General features: G+C 68.3%; 14 protein-coding genes. 2 read left to right on the forward strand and 12 right to left on the reverse strand.

Annotated features, from left to right (window positions below):
• Nucleotides 1-19: 19 nt before the first annotated feature.
• Nucleotides 20-1,600 (reverse strand): mannose-1-phosphate guanylyltransferase/mannose-6-phosphate isomerase, encoded by a 1,581-nt coding sequence (locus tag ACZ5MJ_RS25960; RefSeq protein WP_464223779.1) that lies wholly within the window; start codon nucleotides 1,598-1,600, stop codon nucleotides 20-22.
• Between the two features lie 362 nt (nucleotides 1,601-1,962).
• Here ACZ5MJ_RS25960 and ACZ5MJ_RS25965 point away from each other — a divergent pair, with 362 nt between their 5' ends.
• Entirely contained in the window at nucleotides 1,963-3,036 is a 1,074-nt protein-coding gene (locus ACZ5MJ_RS25965) for a DUF1839 family protein (RefSeq protein WP_464223780.1), read from the forward strand.
• Nucleotides 3,037-3,093: 57 nt separating this feature from the next.
• On the opposite strand, the gene ACZ5MJ_RS25970 is transcribed toward ACZ5MJ_RS25965, so the two are convergent.
• The 11 genes from ACZ5MJ_RS25970 to ACZ5MJ_RS26020 all read right to left on the reverse strand — a co-directional run bounded on the left by ACZ5MJ_RS25970 (nucleotide 3,094) and on the right by ACZ5MJ_RS26020 (nucleotide 15,143).
• Nucleotides 3,094-3,816: a Crp/Fnr family transcriptional regulator gene (locus tag ACZ5MJ_RS25970; protein ID WP_078198677.1), complete on the reverse strand. Its 723-nt coding sequence runs from the start codon at nucleotides 3,814-3,816 to the stop codon at nucleotides 3,094-3,096.
• Nucleotides 3,817-4,263: 447 nt separating this feature from the next.
• Nucleotides 4,264-6,855, reverse strand: coding sequence for a glycoside hydrolase family 2 protein (locus ACZ5MJ_RS25975; protein ID WP_464223781.1), 2,592 nt, complete (start codon nucleotides 6,853-6,855; stop codon nucleotides 4,264-4,266).
• The gene (locus tag ACZ5MJ_RS25980; RefSeq protein WP_464223782.1) at nucleotides 6,852-7,832 is read right to left on the reverse strand and encodes a DUF1839 family protein; all 981 of its coding nucleotides are present in this window, start codon (nucleotides 7,830-7,832) and stop codon (nucleotides 6,852-6,854) included. Before ACZ5MJ_RS25980 ends, ACZ5MJ_RS25975 begins: the two co-directional genes overlap by 4 nt.
• Nucleotides 7,833-8,828 carry an amino acid--[acyl-carrier-protein] ligase gene (locus ACZ5MJ_RS25985; protein ID WP_464223783.1) on the reverse strand — a complete coding sequence of 332 codons (996 nt, stop codon included), beginning with the start codon at nucleotides 8,826-8,828 and terminating at the stop codon, nucleotides 7,833-7,835. It abuts the gene before it with no gap.
• 10 nt (nucleotides 8,829-8,838) lie between these two features.
• A complete protein-coding gene (locus tag ACZ5MJ_RS25990; protein WP_464223784.1) occupies nucleotides 8,839-10,044 on the reverse strand; it encodes an acyl-CoA dehydrogenase family protein in 1,206 nt (401 codons plus the stop codon).
• The gene (locus tag ACZ5MJ_RS25995) at nucleotides 10,041-10,292 is read right to left on the reverse strand and encodes an acyl carrier protein (RefSeq protein ID WP_115013938.1); all 252 of its coding nucleotides are present in this window, start codon (nucleotides 10,290-10,292) and stop codon (nucleotides 10,041-10,043) included. The genes ACZ5MJ_RS25990 and ACZ5MJ_RS25995 overlap by 4 nt, the downstream gene beginning before the upstream one ends.
• 107 nt (nucleotides 10,293-10,399) lie before the next feature.
• Nucleotides 10,400-11,803: an undecaprenyl-phosphate glucose phosphotransferase gene (locus ACZ5MJ_RS26000; protein WP_464223785.1), complete on the reverse strand. Its 1,404-nt coding sequence runs from the start codon at nucleotides 11,801-11,803 to the stop codon at nucleotides 10,400-10,402.
• 130 nt (nucleotides 11,804-11,933) lie between these two features.
• Nucleotides 11,934-12,611: a phosphatase PAP2 family protein gene (locus ACZ5MJ_RS26005; protein ID WP_464223786.1), complete on the reverse strand. Its 678-nt coding sequence runs from the start codon at nucleotides 12,609-12,611 to the stop codon at nucleotides 11,934-11,936.
• Nucleotides 12,612-13,081: 470 nt separating this feature from the next.
• Nucleotides 13,082-13,396: a hypothetical protein gene (locus tag ACZ5MJ_RS26010; RefSeq protein ID WP_464223787.1), complete on the reverse strand. Its 315-nt coding sequence runs from the start codon at nucleotides 13,394-13,396 to the stop codon at nucleotides 13,082-13,084.
• 96 nt (nucleotides 13,397-13,492) lie between these two features.
• Nucleotides 13,493-13,963 carry a DNA-binding response regulator gene (locus tag ACZ5MJ_RS26015; RefSeq protein ID WP_464223788.1) on the reverse strand — a complete coding sequence of 157 codons (471 nt, stop codon included), beginning with the start codon at nucleotides 13,961-13,963 and terminating at the stop codon, nucleotides 13,493-13,495.
• Nucleotides 13,964-14,291: 328 nt separating this feature from the next.
• Nucleotides 14,292-15,143, reverse strand: a complete 852-nt coding sequence (locus ACZ5MJ_RS26020; protein ID WP_464223789.1) for a response regulator transcription factor — start codon at nucleotides 15,141-15,143, stop codon at nucleotides 14,292-14,294.
• Between the two features lie 520 nt (nucleotides 15,144-15,663).
• On the opposite strand from ACZ5MJ_RS26020, the gene ACZ5MJ_RS26025 reads away from it, so the two are divergent.
• Complete coding sequence (locus ACZ5MJ_RS26025; protein ID WP_464223790.1) at nucleotides 15,664-17,277, forward strand: phage integrase family protein; 1,614 nt, start codon at nucleotides 15,664-15,666, stop codon at nucleotides 17,275-17,277.
• The last annotated feature ends 81 nt before the right edge of the window (nucleotides 17,278-17,358 follow it).

Below are 17,358 nucleotides of genomic sequence, written 5' to 3' on the forward strand. Positions count from 1 at the left end.
CGATACCGGCCGCCAACCCCTATTTGCGCCCGTAGTTGTCCTCGAACCTCACGATGTCGTCTTCGCCGAGATACGCTCCCGACTGCACCTCGATGATCTCCAGCGGCGTCTTGCCCGGGTTCTCCAGCCGGTGCAGGGTGCCGATGGGGATATAGGTCGACTGGTTCTCCGAAAGAATGCTGACGTTGTCGCCACAGGTCACGCGCGCGGTGCCGCGCACCACCACCCAGTGCTCGGCGCGGTGGTAGTGCATCTGCAGCGACAGGCTGGCGCCGGGGTCGACCACGATGCGCTTGACCTGGAAGCGGTCGCCGTGATCGATGGAGTCATAGCAGCCCCAGGGCCGGCGCACCTTGCGATGGTTCACCACTTCATTGCCATGCTCCGAGCGGATGCGCTGCACGATGTTCTTCACATCCTGCACATGCGCCTTGTCCACCACCAGCACCGCATCGGCGGTTTCCACCACCACCACGTCCTGCACCCCGACGCACGCGATCAGGCGGCCTTCGGAATGCGCCAGGCACGACGTGGCGCCATCGAACAGCACCCGCCCACGCCCGGCATTGCCGCTGGCGTCCTTGGGCGCGATATCCCAGATCGCCGCCCACGAACCCACGTCGGACCAGCCCGCATCCAGCGGCACCAGCATGCCGGCGATATCCGGCAGCGTCTCGAGCTTCTCCATCACGGCGTAGTCGATCGAGTCGGACGGGCAGGCATTGAAGGCCTCCTTGCCGAGGCAAAGCACTTCGCCGGCGCAGGCGGCACGTTCGCTCGCCTCATAGGCGGCGCGGCATTGCCGGGCCATCTCGGGCTGCAGCTCGGCCATGGCCCTGAGCCAGACCGAGGCCCGCACCACGAAGATGCCGCTGTTCCACCAGAATTCGCCGGACGCCACATAATGCTTGGCGAGTTCCAGATGCGGCTTCTCGACGAAACGGTCGAGCACGAAGGCGCCACGATCCGCGCCACCCGCCGCGCGGATGTAGCCAAACCCGGTTTCCGGCGCGACCGGCTTGACGCCCAGCGTGACGATGGCGCCCAGGTCGGCGTGCTGTATCGCCGTGGCGATGGCCTGGCGGAACGCCTCGACGTCGGCCACGCTGTGGTCGGCCGGCGTGACCACCAGCACGGCATCGCCACTGTCGCCCGCCGCGCCGAGCGCATGCAGCGCCGCCACCGTGAGCGCCGGCGCGGTATTGCGCCCGCAGGGCTCGGACAAGACCCGTGCCGGCTTGCCGGCGCGCTTCATCATGTCGGTGATCATGAAGCGGTGCTCTTCGCCGCAGACCACGATCTGCGCGGCCTCCATGCCGGCCGGGCGGCCCGCCAGCGCCGCCACGCCCGCCAGGCGGTTGGCGGTCGCTTCCAGCAGCGTGTCTTCGGCAATCAGGTTGAGCAACTGCTTCGGGAACTGCTCGCGCGAGAGCGGCCACAGGCGCGTCCCGGCGCCACCGGCCAGGATGACGGGCTGGACCACCGGCAGCGGCGCGGCGCAACGCACCGGTCTGTCGGTCAGCGCCTTTATGGCTGCCTGCACTCCGCCGTTGATCGCCGACGGCGGCCGTATCTGGTCCCGGGTCCGAGTTCGCATCATGCCTCCTGGCCTGTAGCACGTTCCAAGCGTCCCGGGCGTTCCATTCCGCAACGCGCAGCCACCGCGCCAGCCACGCAGAAACGGGGACGCCCGGCAGCGATCCCTGACCGCCTTGACGGGGATGTGAGCCAGTCTAGGCAGGCGCCCTGGCTGAATCTGTTCGATTCCGCACACGCTTCTTGCGCCGTTCTGCCTGGCCGCGGCGGAGCCGGCGAAGCGGGACGTGGGCGCACGCAATCGCGCGCGCTCTGTTGGAGAGCGCACCGAAGCCGGCGGCCGCAGGCGCTGCAATACAGTGGACCGTGCAAGCGCGCCGCTTGCCGTCGCGGTTGAGGGGCATGCGCACACTGCGGAGGATCGACATGGAGCGGGAACTGGCAACAACGGCAACCACGGCGGTGGATGCCGGCACCGTCGCCGCCGGCAGCGAGGCCTACCACTACGCCCACCAGCCCCCCTGCCATGTGGCCAGGCCGGTGCAGCGCCTGCTGCATGATGAAGCCTCGATCTGGCAGGAGACCAACTGCTATATGGACCTGTGGATCGAACTGCTGTATGGCTGGGGGCTCGATCCGCGCGCCGCGCTGGCCTTCACCGTGACCCAGGACTTCGAGGGCGACCATTTCACCTTCTTCAAGTATCCGCAGGCGGACCTTGAACTGATGTACGGCACCGTGGTGCTGGAGATGGCGGTCTACGACACGATGCAGGCGCATGTTGTCGAACAGGTCGGGCGCGGCAATACCGTGCTGGTGGAAATGGACAGCTACTACCTGCCCGACACGCGCACCACCACCTATCGCCAGGGGCATGTGAAGACCTCGGTCGCCATCGACCAGATCGACCCCGTGGCGCAGCGCCTGTCCTACTACCACAGCCTGGGGTATCACAGCGCCGAGGATGAGGATTACCGCGGCCTGCTGCGCCTCACGCCCGAGCTCAGCGATGGCAACATCCTGTTTCCGTATGCCGAATACGCCAAGCGCGTGCGCCCGCCGCTGCGCGGCGCGGCTGCCTGCGACGCGGCCGCCGTGCTGATGCGCCGTCATCTGGGCCGCCGCCCCGCTGTCAACCCGGTCACGCGCTGGCGCGCGGAGTTCGACGACCACGTCGCAGTCATACTGGCGCGCGGCGATGCCTACTTCCACCTCTACGGCTTCAACCTGCCGCGCCAGCTGGGGGCGAACTTCGAGATGCTGCATCACTGCCTCGTCTGGTTCGGCGAGCATGGCTACGACGTGCCCGCCCGCGTCGCGAAGGCGGCCCACACCATTGCGTCGGAAAGCAAGGTGCTGCAGTTCCGCCTGGCCCGGGCCGTCGCGCGCGGCCGTCCGGACCGCTGCACCGAGTGCCTCGGCACGATGGAGTCCGCCTATGAGGAACTCATTGCCGGCCTGGTGTCGTCGTTCGGCACCATGGATCCGACGCAGGCCTGACGCAATCCGCATGCGCACAGCGCGCACGGTGCCAAATGCGCCGTGCGCGCCAACGTTTCAGGCGTGAGCCAGCGCCGGCAACAGGCGGTCGTACTCGCGCTTGACCAGCTTGTAGCACTCGCACGAGTGCTTCTCGAGGCCACAATGATCGAGGATGGTGATATGGCCACGGCTGTGGTGGATCAAACCCAGGTTCTCAAGCTTGCCAGCGGCTTCGGTGACGCCCTCGCGGCGCACGCCCAGCATGTTGGCAATGACCTGCTGGGTGATCACCAGCTCGTCCGAGTTCATGCGGTCGCGGGCCAGCAGCAGCCAGCGGCACAGCTGCTTGTTCAGCGAGTGATGGCGGTTGCACGCCGCGGTCTGCGCGATCTGCGTCAGCACCGCCTGCACATACAGCAGCGTGACGCGCTGCAGCGTCGGCAGGTAAGCCAGCTCGGCCCGCAGCGCGCGCGCCGGAATACGGTAGGCGAAACCCGGGCTGCGCACTTCGACGCGGCTGGGCATGGTGTCGCCGCCCGTGACCACCGGAATGCCGACCAGCCCTTCGTTGCCCACGGCGGCAAACTCGACCGTGGCGCCGTCTTCGAGCAGCGACAGCAGCGACACCACCGACGTGGTCGGGAAATACACATGCACGATGCGCTGGCTGGTGTCGGTCAACAGTTCGCCGGCGCGCAGCCGCACCAGCTCGAAGTGGCGCGACAGCGTTTCCCATTCCTGCCGCGGCAATGCATTGAGCAGGTGATTGACATGCAGGTCCGACCGTTGCGTGATCATGTTGACTCTCCCCGTTCACCCGAGAACGGCACTGGCCCGCCTGGGCGCACTGGCTGCATGGTGCAGATGACCCGGCGATACCGCTCCACCCGTTACTGACGCTTCTGACGCTTATCGACTTCTTGACACTGCTGAAGACTGACTCGTGGTTGGCTGCAACCCCTTTCCGCCGTACTCCCGCGCAAGGCCGCGGTGCGCTTTGTGCTGCCTTGTTGACTGTATTAAGTGCTATCGCACACTGAAGCGACAGTAGGCTGACGGCTGGTACTCGCTCATACTTTGGTTGGTTGGTAGCAGGTGGAAGCGCAGCCACGACGGCGTCCCCAGGGCGCCTCATAACCCGTCATGGCGCGTCCGGCTGGCGGCAAATGCAAGTGCCCGCCGGCGGCGGCATGCCGCCAGGCAAGGCATGACAAGGGGAAGGGGGCTTGCCGGGACGCTTGCGCCCTACGCGTCGTAGCTGGCGGGCTGGTCGGCGTTGATGGCGTAGATCTCGCCCGAAGGGATGGCGCCGGCCAGCGCACCCGGCCCGCTCTCATGCATCAGGCGGATGCGCCGCGTTTCCCCCGGGCCAAGGTGGAACCAGTCCTGCTCCGGCAGGAAGGCGTGATCCTCGATATGCACCCAGCGCGCGAAGCGCCGGGTGCCGACCGTCAGCCACCACACGCCCTGCACGCATTCGACGCTGCCACGCAGCTCCGGTGCGTGCAGCGCGCTGGCGCGGCGGTCAGGCAGGTAGACCGCCTGGCTGAGCGGCACGCCACCACTGTCATCGTCCGCATGCAGGGTGGCCAGCACCACATCATGGGCCGGCGGCCCGAAGCGGTAGGCGTAGGTGAAATCGAAGAAGTGGTCGAGCATGGCCGCCGCGGCGATCCGGCACGACTCGCGCGGCTGCAGCGTCAGCGGCTGCCGCGCCTGTGCCGCAACCGCTTCGCCATCGCGCAGGCAGCGCAGTACCAGTTGCACGGTGCGCGGCTGCGCGGTCTCGTTGATGACGTGCACATGCAGTCCGTTGAGCCCTTCATCGGTCAGCAGCACCTGCAATGGCTGCCACACGCTGTGCAAGGCATGCCAGGGCGACTTGGGCCGCCCGCACGCATCGACAATGCCCCAGCCCGCGCCCGGCAGCAGGTCCTGCAGCTGCCACACCAGCCCGCCCGCGCAGGTGGAACCCACGCGGCGCCACTCGCTGAAGACCTCGGTCATGATCTCGGCCACCACCGCGCGCGACAGCGCCAGGTAGCGCGCCGGGCGCTCGTAGCGCAGGCGCGGCGGGTCCACCTCGTACAAGGCGCGCAGGTAGAAGTCGCGGATGTCCTCGAAATCCCAGGCCGCGCCGGCATCGCGCGGCACGCGCGCCTTCCAGCGCGGATCGTGCAGCGGCTGGGTCAGGCCGTTTTCATTCAGGGTGCGCGTGCACGGCACGTTGGCAAAGGCCAGGCACTCGGAAGTAAAACGCACATTGGCCAGCCGCGCATCCGGCAGCGGGCGCTCGTAGGCGCCCACGCCGTAATAGTGCGTAATGCCGGTATCGGGCTGGAACGGCCACGCGCCTTCGCTGGGCGAGTTGCGCACATAGACTGCGTCGGGGCGATGCGCTCCCACCAGGCCGGGAATCAGCTCGTCAAAGAGCGGCTGGCGCCAGGCGCCGCGCGGCGTGCCCAGCATCGCCGCCTGCTGCTCGGCCTCGCTGCCGCCGCACAGCACCGCGATGGCCGGATGGGCGCGTGTGGATTGCAGCCACTGGCCGACCTCGCGCGCGGCGTCCTCCATCAGGCCGCGCGACGCGTCCAGGTCGGCGCCGTAGTCGAAATTGGCGAACATGAAGTCCTGCCACACCATCAGGCCCAGCTCGTCGCACTGGCGGTAGAAGGCCTCGCCGGGGTAGCAGGTCACGCCACTGACCCGCACCATGTTCATGCCGGCATCGCGCGCCAGACGGAGCCAGCGGCCCACGGCCTCGTCGCTGTCGGCCAGTCCCGGCAGGTCATGGCTGGACACGCAGGCGCCGCGACAGAACACGCGCTCGCCATTGACGCGCAGCGCAAACGCGCCGGGCTCGCCGTCGCGGTCCGCTTCGATGGTGCGAAAGCCCACCTGCGCGCAGTGCAGGGCCTGCCCGCCGAACTGGGCTTCGACCCGGTACAGCGCGGGTTCTCCATGCGTATGCGGCCACCAGCACCGGGCTTGCGCCACCCGCAGCGTGCCGCAGAGCACATGTTCGGACACCCGCTCCAGGTTGCCGCAGACTTCGCCGCCGGCACCCGCTGCCCGGCAGTGTGCCTGCGCCGGCGCCGGTCCCGGGAAGTGCAGCCCCAGCGTGATCACGCCGTCCGCCCCCTCCAGCCGCGTGGACACGTCGGCACGCACGCCGTGCAGCGCATCGGTACTGGCGGGATCGAGCAGTTCGATGTCGCGCCACGGCCCGACCGCGTGTACCGGCGGACACCAGCCCGGCATGTGGCCAAGCAGCGTGGTGCGTACCGCGCGCAGCGTCGGCGGCACGATCATGCGCGGCTTCCAGCGGACCTGGCCGCGCTGCTTGCGCAGCCACGGATGCAGCGCGCGGAAGCACAGGTGCAGGGTGTTCTCGCCGGCCAGCTGCACCTCCACCTGGTGGGCGGCGAACATATGGCGCGTGGTCAGCACCAGCACCCCGTTGAGCCACACTTCGGCCAGCGTGGCCAGGCCATTGAAGCGCAGCCGGCGCCGGCCGCTGCCGGCAAAGCGCAGGCGATACCAGTAGTCATGCCGATGCAGCGGCGGTGGCGCGCTGTCGTCCCAGCGGCCAGCCGCGCGCATGGCCGCGGCCACGGTGCCGGGCACCGGCGCGGGCAGCCAGGCCGCGTCCGCCGACAGCTCCGCCGGGCCCTGCGCCGCACCGGCGAGGGTCTCCAGCCAGCCCCATTCGCCGCTCAGGGTGCACGGGCCCACGGCAACGCCGGGCGCGATCGCCAGGGCTGTCGTGGTGGCTGTGGTTGTGGCCGTGGCCGCGGGCTGGGCTTGCGCCAGCTGCGCCACGTCGCGCGCGCTCATGTCACGCTCGCGCCAAAGTGCGAGGCCAGTGCCGGCACCGTGCCCTGGTAGGCCTGCTCAAGCTGGTCCAGGCAGTCCTGGCATGGGTCGGACTTGCGGCTGATGACAGCGCGCATCAGGCGGAACTGCATCACCATGGCTTCGGACGCCATGGTGTAGCAAGCCTCGCCGATGGCATCCGGCAGCGCATGGCCGTGCAGGACCAGCCAGCGCAGGTAGCGCCCCAGCAGTTCGAAATTGACGCCGAGCTGGCGCAGCACGCTTGCCGCATAGACCTGGAAGTTGGGCTCGCCGCGTGTCATCAGGTGTTCGAGATGGCCCGGAAACGCCATGCGGAACACACTGATCGGGTTCTCCTGCGGCCGGCGCGACAGGTGATGGCGCAGCAGTTCGAGCGAGGTGCGCATCAGCGCGGCATCGGTCAGGGCGGAAAAGCGCCGCCGCGCCACCGATGCATGTGGAAAGGCCGGCGGATCCCCGTACGCGCCTGCCGCCGGGCGAAAGATGGCGGCATAGTCGTCGCCGCTGGCAGTGTGGTAGCCGTCGCCGTGGAAATAGCCCACGGCGGCGGCCTCGGGCACCATGACGTCGATGCCGATGCATGAACGCAAATGCTGGCGGCGATACGTGCCGGCCGGCTGCGGCAGCCGATAGCTGTCGACCTCCAGCAGCACCACGTTGCCGCGCGCGGTCTGCGCGGCAACATGCGCCTCGAGCCGGTCGTACATCGACAGCTCGTGCGTGACGATGCCGTACAGGCGCTCCAGGTCATTGGCCGGAAATGCGGAGAGCGTGAACTGGTCGCCCTCGAAATCCTGCGCCACGGTGAACGGCAGGGCGGCAACAGGCTCGAGGTCCCATCCCTGCAGCAGCTCGACCCACAGGTCGATTTGCTGATTCGCATGGGACCAGACCGGATTGCCGCCTTGCCACGTGGCGCGGCTTCCTCGTACCTTCGCCCTGCCATCGCCGTACATTTATCCCCCCCAGAGCGTGTCGCGTACCGCTTGTGGCCAGCGGGCCGGGTCCAGGCCGTGGTGGCGCAGCAGCGCCAGCGTCATGCGCTCGACACCGATGCCGACGCACCCGGTGTGGGCGATGCCGCCGTCCGCGGTGCGCAGCCCCCACGTGGCGCCGAAATGGTCCATGTGATAGTTGAAGCTCATGCATGCCGTGGGCCCTGCGCCATCGTTGACCGGGATCAGCAGCTCGAACTTGAGCTTGAGCTCGCGCTGGCTTTCGGCCACGAGCTTGCCGCCGCGCCCGAAGAACGGGTCGTTGGCAACGTCGATCTCCACCGGCAGCTGCAGCGATTTGCCAAGCTGCAGGCCGCGCGCGAGCCACAGCTCGCGGAATGCGGTGATGCGCTCCGGCGTGCCCAGGCAGACATACTCGCGCTGGCGGAACAGCTGCATGCGGGTCGGCTCGAGCGAGGGCTCATGGCGGAAGCAATACGACAACACGTCCACCACCTTGCCGCCCTCGGGCAGCGGGCCGCGCCGCGCGATCACCGGGTAGATCGGGTAGCAGGCCGCCGGGGTCAGGACCACGCCGGTCGGCTGCTGCTGGCCAGTCCAGTCCTCCTTGCTCTCCAGGCGCGCCAGCAGGCGGCGGTGGCCCTTGTCGTCGCCGCAGAAGCTATGGACGGTGCCTGCCAGCTGCGGAAAGCTGTTGAGGTAGCCGCTGTTCTCGAAGTCCTCCTGGCCCATGGCCGGCGGGAAGCGCAGCAATTCGGCATCCTGGTCGTGCCCAAGGCGCGTCATGGCCGCGTTCACGCCGTCACAGATGGATTCGAAGGTGGCACTGCGGCCGTAGATGCCGCGCACGCCGGTCTCGATCATCAGGCCCTCGGCAAGCAGCCGCTCGAGGAACGTGGGCGTCAATGATGCGGGCTGGGTGCCTGGCGCGGGCGCGTGGGCATCGGCCACGGCGCCGCCCATGGCGCCGGCGTCGGTCAGGGTATGAGCGTCCATGCGGCCTCCCTCAGGAACGGTCGGCCAGCAACAGATTGGCCGTGTTGGTCAGGATGCGATCGTTGTTGATCATCAGCGGAGCCGACCACAGATCGCGCAGGTGCCGCCCCAGGCTGAACGGCGTGCCGTGCTTGTATCCGGCCATGCCGCACACCAGGATGGCCTGCTGCACGACCTCCAGCGCCAGCGTGGACACCGCGGTCTTCAGGCCGTTCATGCCGGCGGCCAGCGCAAAGGCCGCCGACACCGACGGCTCGGCATGGCGCCGGCGCTGCTGGTCCAGCGCCAGGTCCAGCCGCCCTTCGATCAGCTGCAACAGGCTGACCGCTTCCGCCACGCGTGCCGCCGAAGGCGGCAGCGAGCCCGGCCGTGCGCGTGCCTGCCCCTGGAAGAAGGCCTTGGCGCGCGTCACCGCATCGCTGCAGATGCCCAGCCACAACGCGCTCCACAGAATGTGCGACACCGGTGTCATGGTGGCGTCGGCAATCTCGCCGAACGGCACCGGCAACACCTGCGCCATGTCGCCGGTGGCTTCGAGCCGGAAGCCGTTGCTGCACGTGCCGCGCATGCCAAGCGTGTCCCACGTGCTGAGGCTTTGCAGCGTGTAGTCCGACTTGAGCGCGCACACCAGCACCTGGTCGGACGGCGCGGCATCGGGGTGGCGGCGCGATGTGATCAGGATGCCGTCGGCATGCGCGCCATAGGAGATCGTCGGCGCCATCTTGAGCAGGTGAAAGCGCTCGCTCTCCACATTGAGCGCGCAGCCGCTGCTGCGCAGCGCCCCGCCGATCGCTTCTTCGGAAGTGGCCGAGGCCAGCAGCAACTGCTCCGCGGCGACCCGTGACAGCAGGGTCTCATGCCAGGGACTGCCGGCGCCGTGCTCGATCACGCACGCCACCTGGATCTGGTGCATGGCGTAGATCATCCCGGTGGACGCACACGCGGCCCCGAGCACGCGGCAGATCGCGGCCACGGTCGCCAGCGAGGCCCCCGCGCCGCCCTGTGCCACCGGCACCATGGCGCCGATCAGGCCAAGCTGGCGCAGGCTGTCGAAGGCCTCATGCGGGAAGCGCGCGTCGCGGTCGACGGCATCGGCATGCGTCTGCGCGATCCCGGCAGCGGTCTGGGCGGCGGCGATCAGTGCTTCGCCACTTGCCAGCACGGCGTCCGGATCCGCACTGGAATGGGCCAGTGCCACCCTGGTGACGGGGTTCATGCTGCCTCCGGCTGCTGCCGGATCTGCTCGACCGCGGCGGCGAGAGAGTCGACGCTGCGGAACAGCTGGCGCGTCAGCATCTGGTCCGGAATCTCGATATCGAAGGCATTTTCGAGCGCGAGCATCACGTGCACGGTGGCCAGTGACGACAAGCCGGCTGCATACAGGTCATCGCCGTCTGCCAGGTTGGCGACTGGTACATCCAGCCGGGCGACCTCGCCCAGGATGTTGCGGATGGTTGCTTTCATTGAATACCTCCCGTTTTGTGGTGCGCCCTATTGCACGCGTATCAGGCCTCGGTTTCGGTACGTTTGCGCACCTAGACAATGCGCCCCCGGGCACCGCCGACGCCGGTTCAGTACGCACTCGCGCCGGTCCAGCCGTGCAGCGCGGTACGCAGGATGATCTGCAGGTCCAGCTGGAACGACCAGTGCTGGATGTAATAGATGTCGAACTCGATACGCCGGCGCATTTTCTCGACGGTATCGGTCTGCCCGCGCAGGCCGTTGATCTGCGCCCAGCCGGTGATGCCCGGCTTGACGCGGTGGCGCAGCATGTAGCGGTCGATCAGCTCCTTGTAGAGCTCGTTGTGCTCCATGGCGTGGGGGCGCGGGCCCACCACCGACATGTCGCCGCGCAGGACATTGAAGAACTGCGGCAGTTCGTCCAGGCTGGTGCGGCGCAGGAACGCGCCGATGCGCGTGACGCGCGCATCGCCGCGTACCGCCTGCGTCACGCCCACATCGGCGTGCTGGCGCATGGTGCGGAACTTGAAGACATCGAACGGGTGCCCGTCCATGCCAAGCCGCTGCTGGCGGAACAGCACCGGCCCCGGCGACGACAGCTTCACCAGCACCGCCACCGCCAGCAGCACCGGCGACAGGCCCACCAGCGCAGCCAGCGCAAAGACGCGGTCGAAACTGGCCTTGAGCAGGCCGGTGATGCCCGACACCGGCGGGCTGTTCAGGTCGATCACCGGCAGGCCGAGGAATTCGCTGAAGCGGTGGCCCAGCAACTCCACCGACATGACGTCGGGGATCCAGCGGATGTCGATCAGCTCGTTGCGGAACTGCCGCACCACGTCATACAGGTCCCGGCAGGCCACCATCGGCAGGGTCAGCCAGATTTCCCTGACCCCCTGGCTGTGCACGAAGATGCTGACCTCGGACATGGTGCGCAGCGAGGTCACGCCGTCCGGCACGATGATGGGCTCTTCATGGTAGATGCCGACGACCCGATAGCCCGCGGCGCGGATCTGGTCCACCCGCTGGTACATCTCGCGGCCGAGCGGGCCGTAGCCGAAGATCACCACGCGCTTGGCGTTGATGCCCTGTTCGCGCACATTGCCCAGCATCCGGAACATGACGGCACGCACGCCGGCCAGCGCCAGCAGGCTGCAGCCAAACCAGCCCAGCGACCAGACCCGCGACACCGCGGCGATCTGGTGCATCAGGAAGGCCGTCATCAGCCCGACGATGAAGACGGTGCTCCAGGCCGCGAGCAGGCGCAGCACGAGCGCCGCCCGGCTGCGGCCGCGCCACGACTCATAGATGCCGAAGGCGGGAAACACCGCCAGCACGCCGACTGAACACAAGGCGGCCAGGAAGCCATGGACCGGCGCGGCACCACGGATGCCCTCCGGAAAGTACAGCGCACCGATCACGATCGCACAGGCACCGACCAGCACGGCGTCGACCAGCCGGTACAGGATATGCAACGCCGTATAGCGATCTGCCGTAAAGGTTGAAATGGATGCCATGACCGCCCCACCGCGCGTGCAATGCTTGATGGGACGATGGTTGCCGAGCCACCATGCAGTGTCTGTTGGCGGCCGCACACAGCCCGCGGCGCGGTGGTCAACCTGGTGCGGTGCCCCCCGAAGGGGCAGCTCAGTGGGGCAGTCGGGCGCGCAGGGCAGCCTGGATGTCGCCGCGCAGAGGCACGGGAGCAAGCATGGCCCACTCGCCGCGCTGGAACGTGCGGTCACGTCCGGACAGGAACAAGGCCAGTTGCTGGATCAGCGTGTGCGAGGCACCCACGGTCCCGGTCATCGGCATGACCAGCGCGCTCGCCAGCGCCAACCCGGCCAGCACCATCGCCAGCGGGCCATGCGGCGTGGTGCGGCGCAGGATGAACGGCAGGCTCACGCACAGGCCCACGGCCAGGCCGCCCGCGACTTCGGATACCGAATGCGCATGCAGCGCAAGGCGCGAGACGCCGACCAGGAATGCGAGACACACCCCCGCCGCTGCCGCTACCCACCCGAGGCGCGTCCAGGCGGCCGGCACCGCCAGGTAGAACATCACCGGCAGGACCGACGCGGCCATCATGGCATGCCCGGAGAAGCCGGTGAAGTCGAGCGCCTCGCTGCCGATGCCCCAGCCGAGGAACGCAAGCTTGGACGCCAGCACCAGCAGCGCCGCCGGCAGGAACGCCAGCACCCAGTGACGGGCGCTGCCGGGCGCGCCGCGCCAGTATAACCACAGGTACAGGAACACCGCACACGGCAGCAGGTATGCGGATTCGCCGAAGAGGGAGACAAGTTGCCAGTGGGGCCAGTGGCTCATGGGCGTGCGGGCGCCGGAGGCGTCAGAAGTCAGGAGTCGGAACAGTGGGACAGCCTACCATCGTGTGGCGTGCAGCGGCATTGCCCGCGGCGCCGGCTGCACGCATCGGCCACGAATGAGCAGGCGCTTTCCGGCATGCCGGTAGAGGTGCAGAGAAGGTTGAGGGCACATTGCGGCATTGGCCTTCTGGTGGATAGAGACTCTTTGCGCAATTGGATATGTTCAATCGGGATCGCTGCCCATGCTTCACCGGGCAGCGCTTTCAAAGCCCGCATGGTCCCCCGGTCGGCGGGCTTCTTTTTTGGCCGGCCGGCCGGGGAAGTCCACCAGGCGCTACCAGGCACTGCTTGCCGCCACCGGGCCCCGCCAGGCGCCGGCAGGCGCGCAGGCAAGGGACTCGCAAACGCACAGCGGCACCGGGCGCTGGCGCCGGGTGCCGCTGCACAGGTGCTACGCGCGTGCCTGCAGGTTCAGGTAACCAGTGACGGCGGCACGCGAAGCCGATGTTGGGCAATGATCAGCGCCTTGAGGCTTTCCACGCGCAGCAGCGCTTCGCGCTCGCCGGCCGCGCGCGCGGCATCGGCGGCAGCCAGTTCGCAATCGAACTGGCGCCCATGCAGTTCTCCCCGGTAGAGCAGCGGTTCATCGCTGCCGGCGGCGCAATCCTCGCCGCATCCTTCTCCATATTGGGCTGCGAGCCTGATTTCGAAGCAGCACGCCCACTTGCCTCGGCCTTCGCGCACGGCAAAGCCGCGAACGACGAGGAATTCCAGTCCGGGCTTCATACGACCCCCTTACCTCCCGGAGCGGCCAGCCTGCGAATGAGGGCCAGCTTCTGCTCCGGGCGAATCAAGCATAGGCGATCGGCACCGTCGCGCCCCTCATCCCGTGGTTGTAGGACGGCTCGCACAAACGAGTGAGGGAGCCACCGGGCAAGCCCCGGCGAGCGACAGTGCCATGCGCGGGAAACACTGACCACCGGCCCATGCCAGCGCGGTGGCCGCGCAGACCAGGTCGACCGATGCCGGCAGTTCCAGGCATCCGCTGGCGCCGAGCAGCGCGGCATGCAGGACCAGCGCGGGGTCAAGGCGGTCGGACAGCACCAGCCAGCGCCGCGGCGCCAGGCGCGCCCGCAGCTGGTCGAGCAAGGCGCGGGGGTCGCCCTCCAGGCCGGTGCAATCGACCACGGCGATGTCGGCAGGGTCCGCGGGCGTCTGCGCCGACGCGTGCTGCGATTCCTGCAGCCATTGCGGGGTGTGCCAGGTAATCGGCTGCGGCAGGTTCAGCGTGTTCAGGCGCCGTGCCAGAACACGGCACATCATTTCGTTGCTGGCGATCAGGTAGGTCGACATTGACTCGGTCCGGCGGCAGCCCCGGGCCACAACTGCGCTTGCTGCCCGGTCAGGATCCGGGCTGCGGCGCGGCCCGGCTTGCAAGGCATCCACGCAGCGCCAATCCGCCGGCGAAAGTGTCTGCAGATGCCTTCCATCAGAAGGTAGCAAGCCGTTGCGACCCCTGCCTCATGCTTTTGGCTGAGAGCGTCGCGCCAGATGGATGAGCCACCGGCGCCGACGCGGGAGGCTGGCTGCGCGGCGCAGCCGCGCCCTCATCCCCGCCTCGCCGTCCGCTTTGCCCCGCTCGCCATCGTCCCGCCATCATCTCGTCGTCGGCCCGCTCGGGTCAGGCAGCCTGGCAGTCCGGGGCCGGCGACGGCGTGCGCAGCAATGGCGCGGTGCTCGCGGGTCCGGCCCAGTTGAGCGTGGCGCCCTTTTGCAGGGCGACATAGACGGCCTCGCCCTTGTTGCGCACGTGCAGGCGCTGATACAACGTGCAGGCATGGGTCTTGGCGGTGGCAATCGAGATATTCAGCATGCGGCTGACCGTCTTGATGGGATAGCCCCGTGCCAGCAGTGCCAGCACTTCATACTGGCGCTCGGTAATGTTCAGCAGGTGCGCGCCGGCAGACGGGGTCTCGAATTCGGTCGCGTGCGCCTGGAAATAGCGCTGCGGCAGCGGCGCCGGGCTGTCGTGCACGGCATCGCCCGCACCGGTGTGCAGCACCACCACCCGGGCATCAGCGTGGCCGGCCGCGGGCACCAGCGCATGACCTGCATCGTCCCCGGACTCCTGGCCGGGGGCGGGCTGCCCCCACGCCGGGAAGCATTCGCCGCCGGCCAGCACCAGGCGTACCGCCGCATCCAGCGCATCGGCACTGCAGCTCTTGGGAACGAAACCGCGCACCGGCTCAGGCAGGCCGGCATCCGGCAGCGATGGCACGGCCTGATCGCTGAGGACCAGTACCCGTTGCGGGCGCAGCCGTCGGCACAGTTCATCCAGCATCGACCATCCGCTGGCCTGGTCGGCCGGCAGGCCATAGACCAGCAGATCGGCGTCGTCCAGCCACAGGTCGGAATCGATGGGCGCCAGGGGATCGATATCGATCAGGTCGCCAGGAATGTGTGCTTGAGCCAGCAGATGGCGCAGACCCAGGCGCAGGAGGGGGTGAGGCTCGATCAAGAGGATGGTGGCCATGGCCGCTCTCTTATTATTGCGGCAAGCACGGACCCCGCGACAATCCGTACTTGCTTGTCGGACGCGCACCGCTATCCTGCGGTTGCACATCCCTACGATCCGCCATTGCTCCGGGCCGCCGTGCAGCCTTCCCGTCTGGCCACAGGTCCGTACTTCCCCTGGAGATACCGGATCGCCCCGGTTTGCGTTGTTAGACGCTTATGTTAAAGACCCTTAGATGTAACTGAAGTCTGATCTAAGTTTTTATAACTCCTGACCTGCAGCATATGAAACGCACCCGGCTAATGCAAGGTGGTGGTGCGCTGCGGCGGGTAATCCCCAACTCGACGCCGACCCGCGTCAATCCGCCGTTGACCCAAGCATACGGACTGCACAATGCCGCGGGGGATGTCCAGGCAGCGAGATCCCGCATAAAATTATCGGCATTGCATTTTGCTATGCATTTCAGGGCGGATGAATTCTCGCTCGCTTTGAGTGCCTTATAAATCAATAAGTTAGCTATACAGCGCAAGACCGCCCGATGATTCCCGCCACGACGACCATCCGCCTCACGCGCAGCGAGTTCGCCGCCGTGCGCGCCTATGTCCAGGGCATGCCCGCGGCCATGGTCGTGCCCCGCTACCTGGCCGACGAAGCCGATGACGACGACGACGGTGCCGAGTCGGCGCTGCGGATCCTGCTCGCCTTGCGCGACCGCATGGTCCAGCTGGCGCACCTGCACGGCCGCGCGGACCTGGCGGATTTGCTGCTGGCCGGCCCCGGGCGCTCCAACCGCGGCATGGATCGCCGCGTGGACGCGCTGGGCGAGCTCGAGAGACTGGGCATGGCTGCGCCGCGCGCGCAGCATGGCGTGGAACTGTGGTTTGCGCCCGCGCTGGCCCGGCGCCTTCGTAATGCTGGAATTGTGACTCTTAATGCTCTTTTTGAGCTAACCAATCAACGGGGCAGCGCCTGGTGGCGGGCCGTGCCGCGGATTGGCGCCCTCGCAGGCGGCGCGGTCAACCGCTGGCTCGGCGAGCATCGCACGGTCTTCAAGGGGGATGACGGCAAGCCGCTGCTGGGCGCGCATGTGGGCAACCGGGCGTCTCTGGAGCCGGCTGCGCTGGGCCCTGCCATGCGCCAGCCGCTGCCGCTGGAATGGCTCGGCGAGGCTCCCGCTGCCCCAGTACCGGACGCCGGCAGCGGCTGCCCGTACAGCGAGGGGGTGACGGTGGTCAAAGCCTGGTTGCGCGAGGCCGCGGCGGACCGGCGCAGCACCTTTGCCGCCTACCGCAAGGAAGCCGAGCGCCTGCTGCTGTGGGCAGCGCTTGAGCGCCACAAGGGGCTGTCCCAACTGGACCAGGAAGACCGCCAGGCCTACCTGGCTTTCCTCGCGCGGCCCGAGCCCGCCAGCCGCTGGTGCGGCCCGCGGGCGCCGCGGCAGCAGGCCGCGTGGCGGCCCCTGACCGGACCGCTCAGCCCTGCCAGCCAGCGCCACAGCATGCGCGTGCTGGCGGCCCTGTTCCGGTGGATGCATGACAACGGCTACCCGTGCGCGGCGCGCTGGCCGGCGCAAGCCGGGGAAATACCTGAGCCCTCGATGGGTGCTGCTGTCCCCGAGGCCGCGACCGCACCGCCAGCCCGCACACCGCTGGGCGACGACAGCGTGGCCCCCTTCCTGTCATGGCTGGAGCATCTGGCCACTGCCAGCGACGGCCAGCGCTACCGGACTGCCCACGCAGCCATTCTGCTGTTGCGGGACCAGGGACTCAGCCTGGAGCGGCTGACCTCGGCCACGCGGCGCTCGCTGGTAGCCCCCGGGCCGGCATCCGGCGCGCCGGACGAGCCGTCAGAAGGCACTGATGCGGCAAATCATCCGCCGGCTGTTCTTGCCGCCGGCACGCAGCGCGCGCTGGCCCGGCACTGGCACGACCGCAACCTGCAATGGGAGGGACCGGGCACCGAGGCGGCCTGCCTGATCGGGCCGCCCGGGGCGCCGCCAACCAGCCGTGCCCAGCGCAAGCGTGCGGCACAACCGCTCGGTGGCTATTCGGTGCGGGGACTTCACGCGCTGCTGGCGGCCATGCTCGAGCGCTATCGCCGGGCTTGTGATCCGGCATTTGCCGCCAGGTCGCCACGCGACCTGCTGCCCTGAAGACGGCGCAGGCAATGGTGCCACTGCCGCGCGGATTTGATTCCCTGGCGTCCCGGCGGACCGAAGGCTGGTCCGCGGCCG

The organism is Cupriavidus sp. LA-1, assembly GCF_055385985.1.

What these genes read in the sequence shown, in the direction of transcription:
- ACZ5MJ_RS25960 (WP_464223779.1), bottom strand. Translation starts at nt 1,600, where the DNA reads ATGATGCGAACTCGGACCCGGGACCAGATACGGCCGCCGTCGGCGATC.
- ACZ5MJ_RS25965 (WP_464223780.1), top strand. Translation starts at nt 1,963, where the DNA reads ATGGAGCGGGAACTGGCAACAACGGCAACCACGGCGGTGGATGCCGGC.
- ACZ5MJ_RS25970 (WP_078198677.1), bottom strand. Translation starts at nt 3,816, where the DNA reads ATGATCACGCAACGGTCGGACCTGCATGTCAATCACCTGCTCAATGCA.
- ACZ5MJ_RS25975 (WP_464223781.1), bottom strand. Translation starts at nt 6,855, where the DNA reads ATGAGCGCGCGCGACGTGGCGCAGCTGGCGCAAGCCCAGCCCGCGGCC.
- ACZ5MJ_RS25980 (WP_464223782.1), bottom strand. Translation starts at nt 7,832, where the DNA reads ATGTACGGCGATGGCAGGGCGAAGGTACGAGGAAGCCGCGCCACGTGG.
- ACZ5MJ_RS25985 (WP_464223783.1), bottom strand. Translation starts at nt 8,828, where the DNA reads ATGGACGCTCATACCCTGACCGACGCCGGCGCCATGGGCGGCGCCGTG.
- ACZ5MJ_RS25990 (WP_464223784.1), bottom strand. Translation starts at nt 10,044, where the DNA reads ATGAACCCCGTCACCAGGGTGGCACTGGCCCATTCCAGTGCGGATCCG.
- ACZ5MJ_RS25995 (WP_115013938.1), bottom strand. Translation starts at nt 10,292, where the DNA reads ATGAAAGCAACCATCCGCAACATCCTGGGCGAGGTCGCCCGGCTGGAT.
- ACZ5MJ_RS26000 (WP_464223785.1), bottom strand. Translation starts at nt 11,803, where the DNA reads ATGGCATCCATTTCAACCTTTACGGCAGATCGCTATACGGCGTTGCAT.
- ACZ5MJ_RS26005 (WP_464223786.1), bottom strand. Translation starts at nt 12,611, where the DNA reads ATGAGCCACTGGCCCCACTGGCAACTTGTCTCCCTCTTCGGCGAATCC.
- ACZ5MJ_RS26010 (WP_464223787.1), bottom strand. Translation starts at nt 13,396, where the DNA reads ATGAAGCCCGGACTGGAATTCCTCGTCGTTCGCGGCTTTGCCGTGCGC.
- ACZ5MJ_RS26015 (WP_464223788.1), bottom strand. Translation starts at nt 13,963, where the DNA reads ATGTCGACCTACCTGATCGCCAGCAACGAAATGATGTGCCGTGTTCTG.
- ACZ5MJ_RS26020 (WP_464223789.1), bottom strand. Translation starts at nt 15,143, where the DNA reads ATGGCCACCATCCTCTTGATCGAGCCTCACCCCCTCCTGCGCCTGGGT.
- ACZ5MJ_RS26025 (WP_464223790.1), top strand. Translation starts at nt 15,664, where the DNA reads ATGATTCCCGCCACGACGACCATCCGCCTCACGCGCAGCGAGTTCGCC.